This window comes from Mycobacterium sp. ACS1612 (assembly GCF_001667505.1).
In the GTDB taxonomy this organism is placed as follows: domain Bacteria; phylum Actinomycetota; class Actinomycetes; order Mycobacteriales; family Mycobacteriaceae; genus Mycobacterium.
In genome coordinates this window covers 189,280-210,663 of the sequence record NZ_LZHZ01000061.1, presented here as the reverse complement: position 1 = coordinate 210,663, position 21,384 = coordinate 189,280, and the positions used below count along the sequence as shown (strand labels likewise).

Genomic DNA, 21,384 nt, shown 5'->3' with positions numbered 1-21,384 from the left:
TGGCCCGCACCCACCAGCCGACTTCGACAAAGGACAGATTCGTGCGTACTTCCGCCACCACCCTCCGTCAGCCGACCGCCGCCGTTTCCGTCGCCCACACCAAGCGGGCGCTATTGGCGCGGCCGCATGTGATCGCACCCTCGTTGAAGGTCGCGGACGCCGCGGCCGCCTCGGTGTTCAGCGCAGCGCGCCTGCGCGGGCCGATCGCCCGCGACGTCATCGCCCAGGTCACCCAGCTGTCGATCGCGACGGTGAACCGCCAAGTGACGGCGCTGTTGGACGCCGGTGTGCTGCGCGAGCGGGCGGATCTCGCGGTCTCCGGGGCGATCGGCAGGCCCCGCGTGCCCGTCGAGGTCAACCACGAGCCGTTCCTGACGCTCGGCATCCACATCGGCGCGCGGACCACCAGCATCGTGGCCACCGATCTGTTCGGCCGCACGCTGGACGCGGTGGAGACACCGACCCCGCGCGGTACGCAAACCGCGGCGTTGGCGTCGCTGGCGACCAGTGCGCGCCGCTATCTGAGCCGCTGGCACCGCAGGCGCCCGCTGTGGGTGGGTGTCGCCGCGGGCGGCGTCGTCGACGGCGCCACCGGATATCTCGACCACCCGCGGCTCGGCTGGACCGAGGCCCCGGTCGGCCCCGTGCTGGCCGAGACGCTAGGCCTGCCCGTGTCAGTCGCATCCCACGTCGACGCGATGGCCGGTGCCGAGTTGTTGCTCGGGGTGCGCCGCCAGCCCACGCCATCGACAACCAGTCTCTACGTCTACGCCCGCGAGACGGTCGGCTATGCGCTGTCGATCGGCGGTCGGGTGCACTCGCCGACCAGCGGCCCCGGCACCATCGCCGGTCTGCCCGCGCACTCCGAACTACTTGGCGGCACAGGGCAATTGGAGTCGACGGTGAGCGACGAAGCGGTGCTCGTCGCGGCTCGCAAGGCACGCATCGTCCCCGCCGAGGGACCGTCGTCGACGGTGACCGCCGTGACGAAGGCCGCCCGGCAGGGCAACGAGCAGGCGCGCGCGTTGCTGGCTGAGCGGGCCCGCGTGCTCGGCGAGGCCGTGGCGCTGTTGCGCGACATGCTCAACCCCGACGACCTAGTGGTCGGCGGCCAGGCGTTCACCGAGTACCCCGAGGGCATGAGCCTGGTCGAGGCGGCCTACGCCGAGCGGTCCGTGCTGCCTGCCCGCGATATCCGGATCACCGCATTCGGCAATCGGGTGCAGGAAGCGGGCGCGGGCGTGGTGTCGCTGGGCGGGCTGTACGCCGACCCGATCGGCGCCATGCGCCGCGCGCAGAGCCGCCGGTCCGCCTGATTTCACCGCGTAGCTCTGGCGTTCGGATGCGCGCCGAAATGCACTTTTTGTCGACAAAGGGCGAGTAGGACCGGACAAAACGTGCATTTCGCGGGACTATGGCCCGCGCTCGAGGCGTGCGTCGAATGCAGGTGTAGACATGTGTGTGTGCGCCTAGCTCCGGATCTGCCACACCGCGTCGCCGTGCTCTCGGTGCACACCTCCCCGCTGGCCCAGCCGGGCACCGGTGATGCCGGCGGCATGAACGTCTACGTGCTGCAGAGCGCGCTGCAGATGGCGCGCCGCGGCGTCGAGGTGGAGATCTTCACCAGGGCGACCTCATCGGCCGATCAGCCGGTAGTGCGGGTGGCGCCCGGTGTGCTGGTGCGCAACGTGGTGGCCGGGCCGTTCGAAGGTTTGGACAAGTACGACCTGCCCACGCAGCTGTGCGCGTTCACCGCGAGTGTATTGCGCGCGGAGGCCACCCACGAGCCGGGCTACTACGACATCGTGCATTCGCACTACTGGCTGTCGGGGCAGGTCGGCTGGCTGGCCCGCGACCGCTGGGCGGTGCCGCTGGTGCACACCGCGCACACGCTGGCCGCGGTGAAGAACGCCGCGCTCGCCGACGGCGACTCACCCGAGCCGCCGCTGCGCGCCGTCGGCGAGCAGCAGGTGGTCGACGAGGCGGACCGGCTGATCGTCAACACCGGACACGAAGCGCAGCAATTGGTTTCGCTGCACAACGCCGACCCGGCCCGCATCGACGTGGTGCATCCGGGCGTCGACCTGGAGATGTTCACACCGGGCGACAAGCTGGCCGCGCGCAAAGCGCTCGGACTCGACCCAGGCGAGCAGGTGCTCGCGTTCGTCGGCCGCATCCAGCCGCTCAAGGCGCCCGATGTGCTGCTGCGCGCGGCCGCCAAGCTGCCCGGCGTGCGGGTCCTGGTGGCGGGCGGACCGTCTGGCAGCGGGTTGGCGGCCCCCGACGGGCTGGTTCGACTGGCCGACGAACTGGGTATCGCTGAGCGCGTGACGTTCCTGCCGCCGCAGTCCCGCGAGCAACTCGTCGAGGTGTTTCGCGCCGCCGACATCGTCGGCGTGCCGAGCTACTCGGAGTCCTTCGGGCTGGTCGCCGTCGAGGCCCAGGCCTGCGGTACGCCGGTGGTGGCCGCCGCGGTCGGCGGGTTGCCGGTGGCGGTGCGCGACGGTGTCACCGGCGCGCTCGTCGACGGGCACGACGTCGACGACTGGGCGCAGGCGCTGGACGCGGTGTTCAAGCGCGGCCCGCACACCATGAGTCGCGCAGCCGTCGAGCATGCCGCGACGTTCTCCTGGGCGCACACCGTCGATGCGCTGCTGGCCAGTTATGGCCACGCCATCGCCGACTATCGCGCCAAGCACCGGTTGCCAGATGTGACAGCGCGGCGTAACGGCAGGCGGTTCTCGATGCGGCGCGGGGTCAGGGCGTGACGACCGACGTCGCGAAGGTCATCGAGGACACCTGTAAGGAACACGGCCTGGTCTGCACCCGCCACGAGGGGGCACACGGTGGCCTGCCGGGCATCATCGTCGAGTTGCCGGGTGAGCGTCGGCTGAAGACCAACACCATCCTGTCCATCGGTGAGCACTCGGTGCGGGTGGAAGCGTTCGTCTGCCGCAAGCCCGACGAGAACCACGAGGGCGTCTACCGCTTCCTGCTCAAGCGCAACCGCAGGCTCTACGGCGTGGCTTACACGCTGGACAACGTCGGCGACATCTATCTGGTCGGCCGGATATCGCTGGCCTCGGTGACTCCCGACGAGATCGACCGGGTGTTCGGGCAGGTGCTCGAGGCCGTCGACTCGGACTTCAACACGTTGCTGGAGTTGGGTTTTCGCTCGTCGATCCAGAAAGAGTGGGAGTGGCGGGTGAAGCGCGGGGAGTCGCTGAAGAATCTGCGGGCGTTCGAGCACCTCATCGACGAGGACTGACCCCCACCCCCGAACCGATCCCAGCATGGGCAGAGGCCGACGCCGATGCCGGGATAGTCTTCCCCCATGGCTTCAGATTCCTCGGCAACCTTGATCCTGCTCCGCCACGGCGAAAGTGACTGGAACGAGAAGAACCTGTTCACCGGGTGGGTCGACGTCGACCTCACCGACAAGGGCAGGGCCGAGGCCGTCCGCGCCGGCGAGTTGATCAAGGCGTTGAACCGCCAACCCGACGTGCTGTACACCTCGCTGCTGCGGCGGGCCATCACCACCGCCAACCTGGCGCTGGACGCTGCCGACCGGCACTGGATCCCGGTGCACCGCGACTGGCGACTCAACGAACGCCACTACGGCGCGCTGCAGGGCCTGAACAAGGCCGAGACCAAGGAAAAGTACGGCGAAGAGCAGTTCATGGCGTGGCGACGCAGCTATGACACCCCGCCGCCGCCGATCGAACCGGGCAGCACGTACAGCCAGGACACCGACGCCCGCTACGCCGACATCAACGGCGGGCCGCTGACCGAATGTCTGAAGGACGTCGTCGAGCGGTTCGTGCCGTACTACGAGAGCACGATCGTGCCCGACCTGCGGGCGGGTAAGACCGTGCTGATCGCCGCGCACGGCAATTCGCTGCGGGCGCTGGTGAAATACCTCGACGGCATGTCCGACGAGGAGGTCGTCGGGCTGAACATCCCGACTGGGATTCCGCTCCGTTACGACCTCGACGGCGAGCTCAAACCCACGGTCATCGGCGGGGAGTACCTGGACCCCGAGGCCGCGGCGGCCGGTGCGGCCGCGGTCGCCGCGCAGGGCGCCAAGTAAGCCCGCCGCACGGCAAACTCCGGGTGAACGGCTACCGAACTCCTGCGATTCGCGGTGTGACATGTCCCGATTTGGCCGCACGCTGCTGGGATGACGTTCACCGGATGCGTACGATTTTCGCGTGAGTGTGGTATCGGCGCTCCTACTCGTGGGGGCCGTGGCGCTGCTCGCACTGCTGATCGGTGTCGGCTTCGGAGCGGGATTGGCTCCCCGCATCCTCGACCGACGCCGCCGGAAGCAGGCCGAGCAGTCCGGTATCACCGTCTCTCAAATGCTCGAGCACATCGTGTCGGGTTCGCCGATGGGCATCGCAGTGGTCGACAGCTACCGTGACGTCGTCTACACCAATCACCGGGCCGAGTTGTTGGGGCTGGTCAAGGACCGGCGGCTCGACGAGCAGGCCTGGCAGGCCGCCGAGCGCACACTGAGGTCCGGCGAGTCCGGCGACGTCGACCTGTCACCGCCCAAGACCCCCAACCCCGGCAGGTCCGGGCTGTCGGTCCGCGGGCACGTCCAGCTGCTGACCGACCAGGATCGCCGGTTCGCGGTCGTCTACGTCGACGATCAATCCGAGCATGCCCGCATGGAGGCGACCCGCAGGGATTTCGTCGCGAATGTCAGCCACGAACTCAAGACGCCGGTCGGGGCGATGGGCGTGCTCGCCGAGGCGCTGCTGGCGTCGGCCGACGACCCCGAGACTGTGCGCCGATTCGCCGAGAAGATGCTCACCGAATCGAACCGGCTGGCGAACATGGTGGGGGAGCTGATCGACCTGTCGCGACTGCAGGGCGGCGAGCGGTTACCCGATCTCGAGGCCGTCGACGTCGATCGCGTTGTCGCCGAGGCACTCTCGCGCTACAAGGTGGCCGCCGACAACGCCGACATCGCCATCACCACCGACGCCCCGACCGGCTACCGGGTGTATGGCGACGAGCAACTGCTTGTCACCGCGATCGCCAACCTGGTGTCCAACGCAATTGCCTACTCGCCCAACGGTTCGTCGGTGTCCGTCAGTCGACGCGCGCGCGGGCCCAACGTCGAGATCGCCGTCACCGACCGCGGTATCGGCATCGCCCGCGAAGACCAGGAGCGGGTGTTCGAGCGGTTCTTCCGCGTGGACAAGGCCAGGTCCCGCGCTACCGGCGGGACCGGACTGGGCCTGGCGATCGTCAAACATGTCGCCGCCAATCACAACGGATCCATCCGGCTGTGGAGTCAGCCGGGGACGGGATCGACATTCACTTTGTCGATCCCGGCCTATCCCCAGGGCGATGATGCTCTGGACACAGAAGATGAGCGAGAGGACTGACCAGAACAATGACCAGCGTGTTGATCGTGGAGGACGAGGAGTCCTTGGCCGATCCCCTGGCCTTCCTCCTCCGCAAGGAGGGGTTCGAGGCCACCGTGGTGGGCGACGGCCCGTCAGCCCTGGCCGAATTCGAGCGTGCGGGTGCTGACATCGTCCTGTTGGACCTGATGCTGCCTGGCATGAGCGGCACCGACGTGTGCAAGCAATTGCGTTCCCGCTCAAGTGTTCCCGTAATCATGGTGACGGCTCGTGACAGCGAGATCGACAAGGTGGTCGGGCTGGAACTCGGCGCCGACGACTACGTCACCAAGCCGTACTCGGCGCGCGAGTTGATCGCACGCATTCGCGCGGTGCTGCGCCGCGGCAGCGACAACGACGAATCCAGCGTCGGCGACGGCATTCTCGAGGCCGGGCCAGTGCGGATGGATGTCGAGCGGCACGTGGTCTCGGTCAACGGCGAGGGAATCACGTTGCCGCTCAAAGAGTTCGATTTGCTCGAGTATCTGATGCGCAACAGCGGCCGGGTGCTCACCCGCGGCCAGTTGATCGACAGGGTGTGGGGCGCCGACTACGTGGGGGACACCAAGACCCTCGACGTGCACGTCAAGCGACTGCGGTCCAAGATCGAGGCCGACCCCGCGAACCCGGTGCACCTGGTGACGGTGCGTGGCCTGGGCTACAAACTCGAGGGGTGAGTTCGCGCTTCGCTGGGTAGACCCTGTGGGTCCCTCACAACCATTACGTCTACCCTCGACCCCTTGCAACCACGAAATCACGTACGCAACAGGACCCCCGCCCCCTGGGTGACCCGGGGCGGGCCACTTGTCGCGGTGGCAGCCTTGGTGACTTACGTCACCGTCTACACGCAGTGGCCGACGCTGCGCATGCAGGTCGACCTGATGGTCTACCGGTTCGCCGGTGAACGCCTGGTGCAGGGCCTCGACCTCTACTCGACCGGTCTGACCGGTAAGCCCGGCGAATTGCTGTTCATCTATCCGCCCTTCGCCGCGATCTGCGCGGCGCCGCTGAGCCTGGTCAAGGACTCCGACGTGCGGCTGCTCTGGCTGCTCGCCATGGTCGTCGCGCTGACGTACGTCGTCGTCCGCATGCTGAGGTCGATGGGCATGCGCGCCGGTGAGGCGATGTTCGGGCTCGCCGCGCTGCTGATCGGGCTCATCGGGTGGCTGGAGCCGCTGCGGCTCACCGCCGAGCTGGGGCAGATCAACCTCGTCCTGCTGGTGCTCGTGGTCGCCGACCTGTTGGCTGCGCGGCGCGGCAAGTGGGCGGGCGTCGGAATCGGTTTGGCCGCAGGCCTCAAACTGACGCCCGCGTTGTTCATCGTCTACCTGCTGGTGACACGGCGGATACGCGCGGCCGTGGTGTCGACCGCAACCTTCGCCGCCACGGTGGCGCTTGGATTCGCAGTCGCACCAACCGATTCCGTGACGTACTGGCTGCACGGCCGATTCGACGACGTCAACCGCATCTCGCACGACCCGCTTGCCAACACCAGCGTCAGCGGCCTGGTACTTCGAATGCACGCTTCGCCGACCGTCGCCACCGTCAGCACACTGGCGGTCGCGGCGGTCGGCATCGGCCTCGCCGCGTTGGCGTTCAGGCGCGGTCAGGAGGTGCTGGCGCTGGCGCTCGTCGGGCTCACCTCCGCGGCGGCGTCACCGTTCAGCTGGAGCCACCACTGGGTGTGGTTCGCGCCGTTGATCGTTCACCTCGGCTACCGCGCGTACGTCGTCGGCAGTCGCGCGGCGGCGGTGGCGATGTGGTTGCTGTGCGCCGTACTCGGTGGCTGGATCGTGTCCGTGGCGGGGGACACCCCGCAGGCGGGCATTCTGTCGTTGCACCCGGGCGGGGCGTGGACCGAAATTCTGGCAGACGCTTACGTTTTCGTGTTCGCCGCGGTGCTGCTGGGAACCGTGGTGTGGTTGTGGCGTCTGCCCGGCGATCGCCTACGGAGTCCGGCCACCGAGGATTTCGAACACCTCGAAAGTGTTGACGCCGGCCACAACTGAGGGATCACGTTCGCCGATCGCCAGCACTTCGGCGCGGTCGGCGGCGCGCAGCACGCCCATGCCCCATACCCCTTCGGGATCGGCGACGGGCCCGTAGACAAGGACCTTGCCGTCGGCCATCAACCGCTCCCAGTACTCCTTGTGTGCGGCCATCGCCGCCTGCTCGTCGGCCGTCAACGTCTGTGCGAAGTCCGCACGTGGCGGGTTGAGCCGGAACAGGAAAAGACTCATTGGGCGGCGCGGGTCGCGGGGTGCACCGCGATTAGCCCTAATGCGCTGCGCCGCTTGCACATTGCAGCGAGTTCGGCGTACGCCTTCTCGCCGAGCAGTTCGGTCAGTTCCGGTGCGTAGGACTCCCACACCGCCTTCGTTCCGACATGCGCGTTCGGGTCGCCGGTGCAGTACCAGTGCAGGTCGGCGCCGCCCTCACCCCAGCCACGTCGGTCGTACTCGCTGATCCACGTCTTGAGGATCTCGGTGCCGTCGGGTAGCTCCACCCACTCCTGAGTGCGGCGAATGGGCAGCTGCCAGCACACGTCCGGCTTCATGGTCAGCGGCTCGACGCCCATCTTGAGCGCCTTGCTGTGCAGCGCGCAGCCGATGCCCCCTGGAAAGCCGGGACGATTCAGAAAGATGCAGGCGCCCTTGTACTTTCGCGTCCGAAGATTGGGCTTGTCGTCGTACTCGTCCCACTCCAGGTAGCCCTTCTTACCGAGCCCCTTCTCGCGGAACTGCCAGTCCTCGTCGGTGAGCTGCTTGACGGCATCGTCGAGCCGGGCGCGGTCGTCCTCGTCGGACAGGAACGCACCGTGCGAACAGCAGCCGTCGTCGGGTCTGCCCTCGACGGTGCCCTTGCACGCGGGCGTGCCGAACACGCATGTCCACCGCGACAGCAGCCACGTCATGTCGGCGGCGATCAGGTGTTCGGGGTTGTCGGGGTCGTAAAACTCAACCCACTCACGGGCGAAGTCCAGTTCCACCTCACCGGGATGCGATGCGCTCACAAAAGTCAACGGTAAACCCATTAAGTTGGGGACGTGCGATTAGGCGTGCTGGATGTCGGCAGCAATACCGTCCATCTGTTGGTGGTGGACGCGCGTCGCGGCGGGCACCCGACACCGATGAGTTCCACCAAGGCGTCGCTGCGGCTCGCCGAAGCGATCGACGGCTCGGGCAAGCTGACCCGCAAGGGCGCCGACAAACTCATCAGCACCATCGACGAGTTCGCCAAGATCGCCACCAGCTCCGGGTGCGCTGAATTGATGGCGTTCGCCACCTCCGCTGTCCGCGACGCGAAGAACTCCGAAGACGTGCTCGCCAGGGTGCTCGCCGAGACCGGGGTTGCGCTGCAGGTGCTCAGCGGACGAGACGAATCGCGGCTGACGTTCCTCGCGGTGCGCCGCTGGTACGGGTGGAGCGCGGGCCGCATCATCAACATCGACATCGGCGGCGGTTCACTCGAACTCTCCAACGGCGTGGACGAAGAGCCAGAAGTCGCGCTGTCGCTGCCGCTCGGCGCGGGCAGGTTGACACGCGAATGGTTGCCCGACGATCCGCCTGGCCGCCGCCGCGTCGCCATGCTGCGCGACTGGCTGGCCACCGAGGTCGCCGAATCCGCCGCCGAGGTGCTCAAGGCAGGCACCCCCGATCTGGCGGTGGCGACGTCGAAGACGTTCCGTTCGCTGGCCCGGCTGACCGGTGCGGCGCCCTCGGGGGCGGGTCCGCGGGTGAAACGGACGCTGACCGCGACCGGCCTCAGACAGCTCATAGCTTTCATCTCTAGGATGACCGCGGCTGACCGTGCGGAGTTGGAAGGAGTGAGCGCCGAGCGTGCGGCACAGATCGTGGCCGGCGCCTTGGTAGCTGAGGCGAGCATGAACGCTCTCGAAGTCGAAAGCGTCGACATCTGCCCATGGGCATTGCGAGAAGGGCTGATTCTGCGGAAACTCGACAGCGAAGCCGATGGAACAGCGTTGGTGGAGACGTCCGTGCGGGAACGCTGAACGATGGCCGGAGGCGCGACGGCGCCGACATGAGACAGTAGCTAGCCCCAGAGGCAACACACGATGACAGGACCTGAAGACCACAGCAATACGCGACCGATCTCGGTCGCGGAGTTGCTGGCGCGCAACGGCACAATCGGCGCCCCACCCGTCGGCGGCAGGCGTCGCAAACGCCGTGGCGACACCGACGCTGTCACGGTCGCCGAGCTGACCGGCGAGATCCCCATCGTTTCCGATACGCGCGCCGAAGAAAACGAAACCACCCGGATCATTCCCGCCGTAGACGACCGGCCTGCCTCGACCAACGGTGTCGACAGTTACGTCGACACCGAGTCCGAAGAGACCGACGAAGCCGACCTGGCCCACGAGGACGACGTCGACGCCGACTACGCGGACGCGGTCGCCGACTACGCGGCCCACATCGAGCAGCGCGACGTCGAAGACGAACCGGTGGACTTCTTCGCACCCTCGCCGCGCAGGCCCAAGTACGTCCCCGAGCCGCGGCGCTTCGGGTCGGTCGGCCGGGGCGCGGAGGAGATGAGCCCCGATCCGGTCGACGACGACCTGTTCGACTCGCCGGTCGACCCTCTCGACGAACCGGAGCTCGAGGACGAGGACACCGAGGCCTCGTTCACCGATGACGACGACAGGGACGCCGAGGAGCTGCCCTCATATCTGCGGTCGTCGGCGGGCCCGCTGTTCGGCGGCCAGACCGTGGCCGACGACCTGGCCAGGGGCGGTTCACGCCCGCGGCTCGACGAACTCGACCGGGAAGACGACGAGGACGTGGAGGTCGCGGCGGCGCCCTCGGGCGGCATGTCGGGATTCCTGCGCGCGACGTGGATCGTCGGCCAGTGCATCATCGCGGTCGCCTTCGGTGCGGGCCTGTTCATCGCATTCGATCAGCTGTGGAAGTGGAACAACATCGTGGCCCTGGTGCTGTCGGTGTTGGTGATCCTGGGTCTGGTGGTCGGCGTGCGCGTGGTTCGCAAGACCGAGGACATCGGAAGCACATTGATCGCGGTGGCGGTGGGAGCCCTGGTCACGCTGGGACCGTTGGCGCTGTTGCAGTCGGGCTGACGGCGCCGCCCAAGGCCGATAAACACTGTGCGCCCCGCCATCAAGGTTGGTCTGTCGACTGCCTCGGTCTACCCGCTGCGGACCGAGGCCGCCTTCGAATACGCGGCCCGGCTCGGCTACGACGGTGTCGAGTTGATGGTGTGGGCCGAGGCGGTCAGCCAGGACATCGATGCGGTCGAGGAGATGTCCAGGCGTTACGACGTCCCGGTGCTGTCGGTGCATGCGCCGTGCCTGCTGATCTCGCAGCGGGTGTGGGGCGCCAACCCGATCCCGAAGCTGGAGCGCAGTGTGCGGGCGGCCGAACAACTCGGCGCGCAGACCGTGGTGGTGCATCCGCCGTTCCGGTGGCAGCGCCGCTACGCCGAGGGATTCTCCGATCAGGTCGCCGAACTCGAGGCATCTAGCGACGTGATGGTCGCGGTGGAGAACATGTTCCCGTTCCGGGCTGACCGGTTCTTCGGCGCGGGCCAGACCTCGATCGAGCGGATGCGCAAGCGCGGCGGCAAGCCTGGGCCCGGCATCTCGGCGTTCGCCCCGTCCTACGACCCGCTGGACGGCAACCACGCGCACTACACGCTGGATTTGTCGCACACCGCGACCGCGGGCACCGACGCCATCGACATGGCCCGCCGGATGGGTGACGGCCTCACCCATCTGCATCTGTGCGACGGCAGCGGTGCGTCCACCGACGAGCACCTGGTGCCTGGCCGCGGTACGCAGCCGACCGTCGAGATCTGCGAGATGCTGGCCGCCAGTGACTTTGCCGGGCATGTGATCCTGGAGGTGACCACATCGGGCGCGCGGACCGCCAGCGAACGTGAAGCGCTGCTGAAGGAGTCGCTGGACTTCGCCCGGAAGCACCTGCTGCGCTGACGCATTTGAGGACTCACATGTCGGGATCAACCGGGTCGCCGACGCCATGGCGCTGACCCCGGTCGGCGACGGCGTGTATCACGGTGAGCTCAACGAGCATTGGACCATCGGCCCGAAGGTGCACGGCGGCGCGATGCTGGCGCTGTGCGCCAACGCGGCCCGCACCGAACATGGGGCCGATCGCGGTGTCCGGCAATTTTTTGTGGGGCTGAACCAGGGCGATCGTACGGCGGTGCGGGCGGCGGTCACGCTCGGCGACCCGGAACACCATGTGCCGCCGCTGTTGTCGGTCAACCCGGTGATCCCGTTGATGCAGCCGGCACGACGGTGCAAATTGGCCAGGACTGGTTCGATGAGGATCACATCGTCGTGGACTGCGAGGGCCACATCGTCGTGCAGACCCGCCAATTGGCGATGGTGCCTGCCCCGCAGTAGCGGTCGGCCGTCTGCAATGCTTGCCGCCATGGCCAGAATCGCGATCATCGGCGGTGGAAGTATCGGCGAGGCGCTGCTGTCCGGGCTGTTGCGCGCCGGGCGGCAGGTCAAGGACCTGGTGGTCGCCGAGAAGAGCCCTGACCGCGTGAAGTATCTGTCGGACACCTATTCGGTGTTGGTGACCACCGTCGCCGACGCTGTCGACACCGCCGCGTATGTGATCGTCGCCGTCAAACCCAGCGATGCCGGCGCCGTGGTGGCGGAGATCGCCGAGGCCGCCGCCCAAGCCGAAAGTGACGCCGTCGAACAGGTTTTCGTGTCGGTGGTGGCCGGTGTGACCACCGAGTTCTACGAGAACAAACTGCCCGCCGGATCGCCGGTGATTCGGGTGATGCCCAACGCACCCGTCATCGTGGGCGGCGGGGTGAGCGCGCTGGCGCGGGGTCGGTTCGCCACCGCCGAGCAGCTCAAGGAGGTGTCGGCGATCTTCGACGCGGTCGGCGGGGTGCTCACCGTGCCGGAGTCCCAACTCGACGCGGTGACCGCGGTGTCGGGTTCCGGGCCCGCGTACTTCTTCCTGATGGTCGAGGCGCTCGTCGACGCGGGGGTCGCCGCGGGGTTGACCCGGGCGGTGTCCACCGATCTGGTCGTGCAAACCATGGCAGGCTCGGCCGCGATGTTGCTGGAGCGGTTGGACCGGGCTCAGCCCGCAGGCGATGCCGGTGGATCCTCTCTGGGTTCCGCCCTCGACACCACCGCCGCGCAATTGCGGGCCACGATCACCTCACCCGGCGGCACGACCGCCGCTGGGCTGCGCGAACTCGAGCGGGGCGGTTTGCGGGCGGCGGTCGCCGACGCTGTCGATGCCGCAAAAAGGCGCTCTGAGCAGCTCGGAATTACATCTGAGTAATTAATCAATTTCCCACCGATTAGCCCACACCCGTCGCAGTAACCCCATCCGCCACGCTATTCTCCCAGTGGTAAGCACGGGTCGGTGCCAGCGGTGGGGAAGCCGCTGGAACTGCCCGTGCCTGATGGATTGGGTTGCGATGACGTCTATGAACGGGCCATCGGCGCGGGATTCCGCTAGCGGGAAGGCGGCGCGGGACGCCGGCCAAAGCAGTGCCGCTGACGGGCAGCCGCCACGAGCTCAATTTCTCACCGTCGCCGAGGTGGCGAGCCTGATGCGGGTCAGCAAGATGACCGTGTACCGGTTGGTGCACAACGGCGAGTTGCCCGCCGTCCGCGTCGGACGCTCGTTCCGGGTGCACGCCAAGGCTGTCCACGACATGTTGGAGAGCTCGTACTTCGACGCGGGTTAGCGCGCGGCGGCTGTTTTCGTTTACCTGTGCCTCTTCGGTAAGGTGTGCGGGTCAAGAGGCTTTCGAAGCATAGGTACGGAGACATCTGGGTTCATGGGTTCAGTCATCAAGAAGCGGCGTAAGCGCATGTCGAAGAAGAAGCACCGCAAGCTGCTTCGTCGCACCCGGGTGCAGCGCAGAAAACTCGGCAAGTAGCTTTTCCGCTCGGCCGCTAGGCTGACCGAATGGATTCTGGGGGCGGAACGAACGGGGACACCGTTGGGTATCCGAAGATTGTCTTGGTTACCGGTGCGTGCCGGTTTCTCGGCGCGTACCTGACGGCCCGGCTCGCGCAGAACCCGTTGATCAACCACGTCATCGCGGTTGACGCGATCGCGCCGAGCAAGGATCTGCTGCGCCGGATGGGGCGTGCGGAATTCGTCCGCGCCGACATCCGGAACCCGTTCATCGCCAAGGTCATCCGCAACGGCGACGTCGACACCGTGGTGCACGCCGCGGCGGCCTCCTACGCGCCACGCTCCGGCGGCCGCGCGACGCTGAAGGAACTCAACGTGATGGGCGCGATCCAGTTGTTCGCGGCCTGTCAGAAGGCGCCGTCCGTGCGTCGGGTCGTGCTCAAGTCGACCTCGGAGGTGTACGGCTCCAGTTCGCGCGACCCCGTGCTGTTCACCGAGAGCAGCAGCCGTCGCAGGCCGCCCGGTGAGGGGTTCGCCAGGGACAGCATCGACATCGAGGGTTACGCCCGCGGGCTGGGCCGCCGTCGGCCTGACATCGCGGTCAGCATCCTTCGGCTGGCCAACATGATCGGTCCCGCCATGGACACCGCGTTGTCGCGGTATCTGGCGGCCCCCGTGGTACCCACGGTGATCGGCCATGACGCGCGGCTGCAGCTGCTGCACGAACAGGATGCGCTCGGTGCCCTGGAGCGCGCGACGATGGCAGGCAAGGCGGGCACCTTCAACATCGGCGCGTCGGGCATCATCATGATGAGTCAGGCCATCCGGCGGGCGGGCCGCGTTCCGCTGCCGGTCCCGCGCTCGGCGTTGTGGGCGGTGGATTCGCTGCGGCGCGCAACTCGCTACACTGAACTGGATCGCGAACAACTCGACTACTTGAGCTACGGCCGGGTCATGGACACCACGCGAATGCGTAACGAGCTAGGCTACAGCCCAAAGTGGACAACCGCGGAGGCCTTTGACGATTACGTCCGGGGGCGGGGATTGACTCCGATCATCGACCCGCGATGGGTACGCTCAATGGAGAGTCGCGCCGTGTCGGCGGCGCAGCGTTGGGGACGTTAACAAACAAATATTTCAGTTCGGGTGGGGAGAAGGTACAACGTGGCGGGCGAGCCAAAAGCCAAAGTCATTCCGCTGCACTCTAATTCGGGTCGAACGCAGACCCAACGGCGCGCTTCTGCTGCCCGCGCCGCAAGCTCGCGCCGACATCCCTCGCTGCTGACGGACTCCGGCGGTCGTGCTTCCGCCGAGCAGATCGCCGCCGTCGTCCGCGAGATCGACCAGCGCCGCGGCCCCCTCGGCGCCGCTCCCACGGTCGAGGAAAGGCCCACCGAACTCGCCAAGCGGATCGCCACCGTCGCGGACTTCATACGCAAGCGGATGCTCGGCGACTACACCGTCGACGAGTTCGGGTTCGACCGCCACCTCAACGACGCTATCTTTCTGCCTTTGCTGCGTGTGCTCTTCAACTCGTGGTTCCGCGTCGAAGTCAGCGGCATCGAGAACCTCCCGCGAACGGGTGCGGCACTCGTGGTCGCCAACCATGCGGGCGTATTGCCGTTCGACGGGCTGATGACCGCGGTGGCGGTGCACGACAAGCATCCGACCCACCGGGATCTGCGCCTGCTCGCCGCCGACATGGTGTTCGACATGCCGATGATCGGTCAGGCCGCGCGCAAGGCCGGCCACACCATGGCCTGCACCGCTGACGCGCACCGACTGCTGGCCGCCGGTGAGCTGACCGCCGTGTTCCCGGAGGGCTACAAGGGTCTGGGCAAGCACTTCAAGGACCGTTACAAGCTGCAGCGCTTCGGCCGCGGCGGGTTTGTCGGTGCGGCGCTGCGGACCAAGGCGCCCATCGTGCCGTGCTCGATCGTCGGCTCGGAGGAGATCTACCCGATGATCGCCGACATGAAGCTGTTGGCCCGGCTGTTCGGGTTGCCGTACTTCCCGATCACGCCGCTGTTCCCGCTGGCGGGACCGGTCGGCATGGTCCCGCTGCCGTCGAAGTGGCACATCCAGTTCGGTGAGCCGATCGAGACCGCCGACTACGACGAATCGGCCGCCGAAGATCCGATGGTGACGTTCGAGCTGACCGATCAGGTCCGCGAGACCATCCAGCAGACGCTGTACCAGCTGCTGGCGAATCGCCGCAACACATTCCTCGGCTAGGTCTACCGGGCTGGCTCAACTACCCTTCGAGCTTTGCCCAGCAATCATTTTCGCGATCGCGGCGTCGCGCGCGGCCGCGATCTGTGCGCTCACCTCGTCGGCTTCGGAATCTGACGCGGCCTCACCCATCACGGTGACGACGCTGGTCAGCACCGGCTTGCCCGTCGCGTCGGTGACCTCGCCGCGGATCTCGGTGACCACCGCGCCGTGCGATTCGGTGACCGAATCCAGATAGGAGTCGAAGAAGAGCTTGTCGCCGGCCACGATCGGGCGATGGAAGACGATCTTCTGGTCGCGGTGCAGCACCCGCTCCATGTTGATCGGCACGTCGAACTGGTTGAAGATCTCCAACTGCACCTTGCGGCCCGCCACCGCCAGGAACGTCAGCGGCGCGATCAGCGTGTCGAAGCCGCTCTCTTTGGCGGCGTCCTCGGTGAAGTGGGCCGGGTGGTCGTTCTTGACGGCCTTCGCGAACTCGCGGATCTTCTCCCGGTCCACCTCGAAGTAGTCGGGGTACCGGTAGTGGGTTCCGATGATGTTTTCGGCGATTGCCATCCTGCGCGTCTTCCGTCGATTGTCAGCGGCGCGAGCCTATCAATTCTTTAGCTGCCCTCTTGCCTGCGTGACACCACGGCCGCCAGCGCGCCGCCGAGCGCGCCAAGAGCCAGCGCCGACGGCACCCCGATCCTGGCGGCCTTGCGGGCGGTGCGGAAGTCGCGGATCTCCCACCCCCGCTCGCGGGCCAGGACGCGCAGATCGGCGTCGGGGTTGATCGCGACGGCCGTGCCGACCAGCGACAGCATCGGCACGTCGTTGAAGCTGTCGGAGTACGCCGTGCAGCGTTTGAGATTCAATCCCTCGCGAATGGCCAGCGACCGCACCGCATGCGCCTTACCCGTGCCGTGCAGGATGTCGCCGACCAGGCGGCCGGTGAACACGCCGTCGATCGACTCGGCGACGGTGCCCAGCGCGCCGGTGAACCCGAGCCGCTTGGCGATCGTGGCCGCCAACTCGTACGGCGTCGCGGTGACGAGCCACACCTGTTGCCCGGCGTCGAGGTGCATCTGCGCCAGCGCACGGGTGCCCGGCCAGATCTTGTCGGCGATGATCTCGTCGTAGATCTCCTCGCCGAGTGCCGCCAGTTCCTCGGTCGAGCGGCCCTCGATGAATGCCAGCGCCTTGGTCTTGCCTGCGGCCACGTCGTCGCTGTTTTCCCGGCCGAGAAGCTGAAACTTGGCCTGCGCGTAGATGAATCGGCCGATATCGCCGTAGGTGAAGTATTTGCGGGCGGCCAGGCCGCGGGCGAAGTGCACCAGCGACGAGCCGTGCACCAGCGTGTTGTCGACGTCGAAGAACGCGGCGGCCGTCAGGTCCGGCGGCGGGGGAGGTGGCGTGTCGGCGGGCTCCGCGGCCAGATCGGTGACGGCGGCTTCCGCGCTGGCCTCGCCAGCGACCGCCTGTTCAACGGCGTCGAAACCCCCGGTGTCGGACACGAATCAACATTAGGTCACGCACTGGCCATACTGCGGGGGTGAACCGACGCGTGGAATTGCTCACACGACAGGGCTGCTCGATCTGTGCGGCGGCCGCGGCGCAACTGCGGCAACTGGCCGACGAGTTGGGCTTCGAATTGCGCTTAACCGACGTCGACGCGGCGGCCTCCGCCGGGGATTCCTCGCTGCGTGCCGAGTACGGCGACCGGCTGCCCGTCGTGCTGCTGGACGGTGCCGAGCACAGTTATTGGGAGGTCGACGAACCCCGGCTGCGGGCGGATCTGGGAGCTCCCTGACTAATCGAGCAAATTTGGTAGCCCAGCTGGTCAACGATTACCTTGGATGACGTGGTGATCGAGCCGTGAGCGTGCTGCTTTTCGGGGTTTCGCACCGCAGCGCGCCGGTGTCGGTACTCGAGCAATTGAGCACCGACGAAGCCGATCAGGTCAAGATCGTCCAGCAGGTGCTGCAGTCCTCACTCGTCACCGAGGCCATGGTGTTGTCCACGTGCAACCGCGTGGAGGTGTACGCGGTCGTCGAGGCGTTTCACGGCGGGCTTTCGGTGATCGGCTCGGTGCTTTCCGAGCATTCCGGGATGAGCCTGAACGACCTCACCAAGTACGCCTACGTGCGGTACGCCGAAGCGGCCGTCGAGCATCTGTTCGCGGTGGCCAGCGGTCTGGATTCGGCGGTGATCGGCGAGGCGCAGGTGCTGGGGCAGGTGCGCCGCGCGTATTCCGCGGCCGAGGCAAACCACACCGTCGGCCGCACGCTGCACGAGCTGTCCCAACGCGCACTGTCCGTCGGCAAGCGGGTGCACTCCGAGACCGGCATCGACGCCGCGGGAGCCTCAGTCGTCTCAGTGGCGCTCGGCATGGCCGAAGCCAGACTGGACACCCTGGCGGGCCGGTCGGCCGTGGTCGTCGGCGCCGGATCGATGGGTGCGCTGGCGGCCAAGCACCTGGTCCGCGCCGGCGTCGAGCGGATCCACGTGGTGAACAGGACACTGCCGCGCGCCAAGCGGTTGGGCGAGAAGATCCGCCAACTCGGTGTCGCCGCGGACGCGTTCCCGTTCGATCACCTGACCCCGGTGCTCACCGACGCCGATGTCGTCGTCTGCTGCACCGGGGCGGTCCGGCCGGTGGTATCGCTGGCCGACGTGCACCGCGGCCTGGCGCACGGTCACGAGCCGAAGCAACTGGTGATCTGCGACCTGGGCATGCCACGCAACGTCGACCCCGCCGTCGCCGGGCTGCCCGACGTATTCGTCGTCGACATGGACCGCATCCAGCGCGACCCGTCGGCGCGCGCCGCGGCCTCCGACGCCGAGGCGGCGCGCGCCATTGTGGCGGCCGAGGTTGCCAGCTACCTGGCGGGCCAGCGGATGGCAGAGGTCACACCGACCGTGACCGCGCTGCGGCAGCGGGCCGCCGACGTCGTCGAGGCCGAGTTGCTGCGGCTGGACAACCGGCTGCCAGGGCTCGACGCCGCGCACCGCGACGAGGTCGCCAAGACCGTGCGCCGCGTCGTGGACAAGCTGCTGCACGCGCCGACGGTGCGGGTCAAACAGTTGGCCAGCGCGCCGGGCGGTGACAGCTACGCCGAGGCGCTGCGCGAGCTGTTCGAGCTCGACCAGCAGGCTGTCGACGCGGTCGCAGCGAGCGAATTGCCGTTGATGACAAACGATCTCGACAAGACCGAGTAGCGCTTGACAGAAATCATCCGGATCGGCACCCGCGGCAGCCTGCTGGCGAAGACGCAGGCCGGTGTCATCAAAGACGCCCTTGTCGCCAGGGGCCACCCCGCCGAACTCGTCATCGTGTCCACCGAGGGCGACCGGTCGATGGGCCCGATTGCCAACATCGGTATCGGGGTGTTCACCGCGGCGTTGCGCGAGGCCATCGACGAACGCAGGGTCGACATGGCCGTGCACTCCTACAAGGATTTGCCGACGACACCCGATCCTCGGTTCAACATCGCCGCGATACCCCGGCGCGAAGACGCCAGGGACGCCCTGGTGGCCCGCGACGGTTTGGTGCTCGGAGAGTTGCCGGTGGGCTCGGTGATCGGCACCTCGAGCCCGCGACGGGCCGCACAGCTTAGAGCACTGGGTCTCGGTTTGGAAATCCGCCCCCTAAGAGGCAACCTTGATACCAGGTTGAACAGGGTAAGCAGTGGTGATCTCGACGCCGTCGTCGTGGCTCGGGCGGGCCTGGCCCGTATCGGTCGCCTCGACGCTGTCACCGAGACGTTGGAGCCGGTACAGATGTTGCCGGCGCCGGCGCAGGGGGCGTTGGCAGTCGAGTGCCGTGCCGGTGACACCGGCCTGGCGGAACTGTTGGCGGAGTTGGACGACGCCGACACCCGCGCGGCGGTTACCGCAGAGCGAACCTTGCTGGCCGAACTGGAGGCGGGTTGTTCCGCACCGGTGGGGGCGATCGCCGAGGTCGTCGAATCCATCGATGAGGACGGCCGTGTCTTCGAAGAGCTGTCGCTGCGCGGCTGTGTGGCGACGCTGGACGGATCCGACGTGATCCGTGCGTCCGGTATCGGGACACCCGATCGGGCACGGGAGCTGGGCCTCTCGGTGGCCGCGGAGTTGTTCGAGTTGGGCGCACGCGATCTGTTGGCCGAGGCTGGGAGAGGGAAATGACTGGGCACTCGGGCCGAGGGCGAAAGACAAAGCCCGGCCGCATCACATTCGTCGGCTCAGGGCCGGGTGATCCCGGTCTGCTGACGACGCGGGCGCGAACGGTGCTCGCCAACGCCGCATTGGTGTTCACCGACCCCGACGTGCCGGAGTCGGTGCTCGCCATCGCGGGCTGCGAACTGCCGCCGCCGTCGGGACCCCAACCGGCCGAGGCGGAGCCGACCGACACCGACACCGATTCCGAGGCGACGACCGCCATCCTCCCCTACTGGCGTGGGGGCCCAGGCGGGCCCGACATCCGGCCCGCACTCGGCGATCCCGCCGAGGTTGCCAAGACGTTGGCCACCGAGGCCCGCACGGGTGTCGACGTGGTCCGGTTGGTCGCAGGAGATCCGCTGTCGGTGGACGCCGTGATCACCGAGGTGACCGCGCTGGCCAAGACGCACCTTGATTTCGAGATCGTGCCGGGCCTGCCTGACACCACCGCGGTGCCGACGTACGCGGGGCTGCCGCTTGGCTCCTCGCACACCGTCGCCGACGTCCGCGGTGACGTCGACTGGGCGGCGCTGGCCGCCGCGCCAGGCCCACTCATCTTGCATGCCACCGCATCTCACCTTCCCGACGCGGCGCGCATCCTGATCGAGCACGGGCTGGTCGACACCACGCCGACCGTGGTGACCGCGAATGGCACGACGTGCCAACAGCGTTCGGTGGAGACGACGCTCGGCGGCCTGCTGGACAAGGCCGTGCTGGAGAAGCCGGCGGGCAGCGAGCCTTCAGGCCCGTTGGCCGGGCCGCTGGTGGTGACCATCGGCAAGACGGTCGCCAACCGCGCGAAGCTCAACTGGTGGGAGAGCCGCGCCCTGTACGGCTGGACCGTGCTGGTGCCGCGCACCAAGGACCAGGCGGGCGAGATGAGCGAAAAGCTGGTCAGCCACGGCGCATTGCCGGTCGAGGTGCCCACCATCGCGGTCGAACCGCCGCGCAGCCCGGCGCAGATGGAGCGGGCGGTCAAGGGTCTGGTCGACGGCCGCTTCCAGTGGGTGGTGTTCACCTCCACCAACGCGGTGCGTGCGGTGTGGGAGAAGTTCAACGAGTTCGGTCTCGACGCCCGCGCCTTCTCAGGTGTGAAGATCGCCTGCGTTGGACAGGCCACCGCCGATCGGGTGCGGGCCTTCGGCATCAACCCGGAACTGGTGCCTTCCGGTGAGCAGTCCTCGTTGGGTCTGCTCGATGAATTCCCGCCCTATGACGACGTTTTCGATCCGGTCAACCGGGTGCTGCTGCCGCGGGCCGACATCGCGACCGAGACGCTGGCCGAGGGGCTGCGCGAGCGCGGCTGGGAGATCGAGGACGTCACCGCGTACCGCACGGTGCGCGCGGCGCCGCCGCCGGCGGCGACCCGCGAGATGATCAAGACCGGCGGCTTCGACGCGGTCTGCTTCACCTCCAGCTCGACGGTGCGCAACCTGGTCGGTATCGCGGGTAAGCCGCACGCGCGGACGATCGTCGCCTGTATCGGCCCGAAAACCGCTGAAACGGCTGCGGAGTTCGGTCTGCGCGTCGACGTGCAACCCGAGGTTGCCGCGGTGGGGCCGTTGGTCGACGCGCTCGCCGAGCACGCCGCCCGACTGCGTGCCGAAGGTGCGCTGCCGCCGCCGCGCAAGAAGAGCCGCAGGAGATAAGGCAAA

23 protein-coding genes are annotated in these 21,384 nt (G+C 67.6%); 19 read left to right on the top strand and 4 right to left on the bottom strand.

The window, feature by feature from the left end; genetic code table 11:
- Positions 1-41 precede the first annotated feature (41 nt).
- The 7 genes from A5724_RS25210 to A5724_RS25180 all read left to right on the top strand — a co-directional run bounded on the left by A5724_RS25210 (position 42) and on the right by A5724_RS25180 (position 7,426).
- Positions 42-1,316 carry an ROK family protein gene (locus A5724_RS25210; RefSeq protein WP_067808722.1) on the top strand — a complete coding sequence of 425 codons (1,275 nt, stop codon included), beginning with the start codon at positions 42-44 and terminating at the stop codon, positions 1,314-1,316.
- Positions 1,317-1,463: 147 nt separating this feature from the next.
- Positions 1,464-2,768, top strand: coding sequence for a D-inositol-3-phosphate glycosyltransferase (mshA, locus tag A5724_RS25205; protein WP_067808720.1), 1,305 nt, complete (start codon positions 1,464-1,466; stop codon positions 2,766-2,768).
- Positions 2,765-3,268 (top strand): YbjN domain-containing protein, encoded by a 504-nt coding sequence (locus tag A5724_RS25200; protein WP_067808718.1) that lies wholly within the window; start codon positions 2,765-2,767, stop codon positions 3,266-3,268. The genes mshA and A5724_RS25200 overlap by 4 nt, the downstream gene beginning before the upstream one ends.
- Positions 3,269-3,334: 66 nt before the next feature.
- Positions 3,335-4,090 carry a phosphoglyceromutase gene (locus A5724_RS25195; protein WP_067808716.1) on the top strand — a complete coding sequence of 252 codons (756 nt, stop codon included), beginning with the start codon at positions 3,335-3,337 and terminating at the stop codon, positions 4,088-4,090.
- 121 nt (positions 4,091-4,211) lie between these two features.
- On the top strand, positions 4,212-5,399 hold the full coding sequence (locus A5724_RS25190; protein WP_067808714.1) for a cell wall metabolism sensor histidine kinase WalK: 1,188 nt from the start codon (positions 4,212-4,214) through the stop codon (positions 5,397-5,399).
- An 8-nt stretch (positions 5,400-5,407) separates the two neighbouring features.
- Complete coding sequence (gene regX, locus A5724_RS25185) at positions 5,408-6,094, top strand: two-component sensory transduction protein RegX (RefSeq protein ID WP_067808712.1); 687 nt, start codon at positions 5,408-5,410, stop codon at positions 6,092-6,094.
- A gap of 147 nt (positions 6,095-6,241) precedes the next feature.
- Entirely contained in the window at positions 6,242-7,426 is a 1,185-nt protein-coding gene (locus A5724_RS25180) for a glycosyltransferase 87 family protein (protein WP_232004974.1), read from the top strand.
- On the opposite strand, the gene A5724_RS25175 is transcribed toward A5724_RS25180, so the two are convergent.
- Complete coding sequence (locus A5724_RS25175; RefSeq protein WP_067808708.1) at positions 7,364-7,657, bottom strand: YciI family protein; 294 nt, start codon at positions 7,655-7,657, stop codon at positions 7,364-7,366. The genes A5724_RS25180 and A5724_RS25175 overlap by 63 nt on opposite strands.
- Positions 7,654-8,430 carry a hypothetical protein gene (locus tag A5724_RS25170; protein WP_067808706.1) on the bottom strand — a complete coding sequence of 259 codons (777 nt, stop codon included), beginning with the start codon at positions 8,428-8,430 and terminating at the stop codon, positions 7,654-7,656. The genes A5724_RS25175 and A5724_RS25170 overlap by 4 nt, the downstream gene beginning before the upstream one ends.
- A 33-nt stretch (positions 8,431-8,463) precedes the next feature.
- On the opposite strand from A5724_RS25170, the gene A5724_RS25165 reads away from it, so the two are divergent.
- From A5724_RS25165 to A5724_RS25135, 8 genes are all read left to right on the top strand, one after another.
- On the top strand, positions 8,464-9,429 hold the full coding sequence (locus A5724_RS25165; protein WP_067808704.1) for a Ppx/GppA phosphatase family protein: 966 nt from the start codon (positions 8,464-8,466) through the stop codon (positions 9,427-9,429).
- Positions 9,430-9,492: 63 nt separating this feature from the next.
- On the top strand, positions 9,493-10,509 hold the full coding sequence (locus A5724_RS25160) for a hypothetical protein (RefSeq protein ID WP_067808702.1): 1,017 nt from the start codon (positions 9,493-9,495) through the stop codon (positions 10,507-10,509).
- Positions 10,510-10,536: 27 nt separating this feature from the next.
- Complete coding sequence (locus A5724_RS25155; RefSeq protein ID WP_067808700.1) at positions 10,537-11,382, top strand: sugar phosphate isomerase/epimerase; 846 nt, start codon at positions 10,537-10,539, stop codon at positions 11,380-11,382.
- A 463-nt stretch (positions 11,383-11,845) separates the two neighbouring features.
- On the top strand, positions 11,846-12,727 hold the full coding sequence (gene proC / locus A5724_RS25150; RefSeq protein ID WP_197518776.1) for a pyrroline-5-carboxylate reductase: 882 nt from the start codon (positions 11,846-11,848) through the stop codon (positions 12,725-12,727).
- 139 nt (positions 12,728-12,866) lie between these two features.
- Entirely contained in the window at positions 12,867-13,139 is a 273-nt protein-coding gene (locus tag A5724_RS25145; RefSeq protein WP_067808827.1) for a helix-turn-helix domain-containing protein, read from the top strand.
- 93 nt (positions 13,140-13,232) lie between these two features.
- Positions 13,233-13,334 carry a 30S ribosomal protein bS22 gene (locus A5724_RS33340; protein WP_003402602.1) on the top strand — a complete coding sequence of 34 codons (102 nt, stop codon included), beginning with the start codon at positions 13,233-13,235 and terminating at the stop codon, positions 13,332-13,334.
- A gap of 29 nt (positions 13,335-13,363) precedes the next feature.
- Positions 13,364-14,440: an SDR family oxidoreductase gene (locus A5724_RS25140; RefSeq protein WP_067808698.1), complete on the top strand. Its 1,077-nt coding sequence runs from the start codon at positions 13,364-13,366 to the stop codon at positions 14,438-14,440.
- 21 nt (positions 14,441-14,461) lie between these two features.
- Positions 14,462-15,550, top strand: a complete 1,089-nt coding sequence (locus A5724_RS25135) for a lysophospholipid acyltransferase family protein (protein WP_197518775.1) — start codon at positions 14,462-14,464, stop codon at positions 15,548-15,550.
- Positions 15,551-15,565: 15 nt separating this feature from the next.
- Here the strand turns inward: A5724_RS25135 and A5724_RS25130 are convergent, their stop codons facing one another.
- Positions 15,566-16,105 (bottom strand): MaoC family dehydratase N-terminal domain-containing protein, encoded by a 540-nt coding sequence (locus A5724_RS25130; RefSeq protein ID WP_067808694.1) that lies wholly within the window; start codon positions 16,103-16,105, stop codon positions 15,566-15,568.
- A 47-nt stretch (positions 16,106-16,152) separates the two neighbouring features.
- Complete coding sequence (locus tag A5724_RS25125; protein WP_067808692.1) at positions 16,153-17,043, bottom strand: HAD family phosphatase; 891 nt, start codon at positions 17,041-17,043, stop codon at positions 16,153-16,155.
- 38 nt (positions 17,044-17,081) lie between these two features.
- Between A5724_RS25125 and A5724_RS25120 the strand changes: the two genes are divergently transcribed.
- From A5724_RS25120 to A5724_RS25105, 4 genes are all read left to right on the top strand, one after another.
- Positions 17,082-17,339: a glutaredoxin family protein gene (locus A5724_RS25120; protein ID WP_067808690.1), complete on the top strand. Its 258-nt coding sequence runs from the start codon at positions 17,082-17,084 to the stop codon at positions 17,337-17,339.
- 65 nt (positions 17,340-17,404) lie between these two features.
- Positions 17,405-18,748 (top strand): glutamyl-tRNA reductase, encoded by a 1,344-nt coding sequence (locus tag A5724_RS25115; RefSeq protein ID WP_067808688.1) that lies wholly within the window; start codon positions 17,405-17,407, stop codon positions 18,746-18,748.
- Positions 18,749-18,760: 12 nt separating this feature from the next.
- Positions 18,761-19,696, top strand: coding sequence for a hydroxymethylbilane synthase (hemC, locus tag A5724_RS25110; RefSeq protein ID WP_067808826.1), 936 nt, complete (start codon positions 18,761-18,763; stop codon positions 19,694-19,696).
- A complete protein-coding gene (locus A5724_RS25105; RefSeq protein WP_067808685.1) occupies positions 19,693-21,378 on the top strand; it encodes a bifunctional uroporphyrinogen-III C-methyltransferase/uroporphyrinogen-III synthase in 1,686 nt (561 codons plus the stop codon). The genes hemC and A5724_RS25105 overlap by 4 nt, the downstream gene beginning before the upstream one ends.
- Positions 21,379-21,384 lie beyond the last annotated feature (6 nt).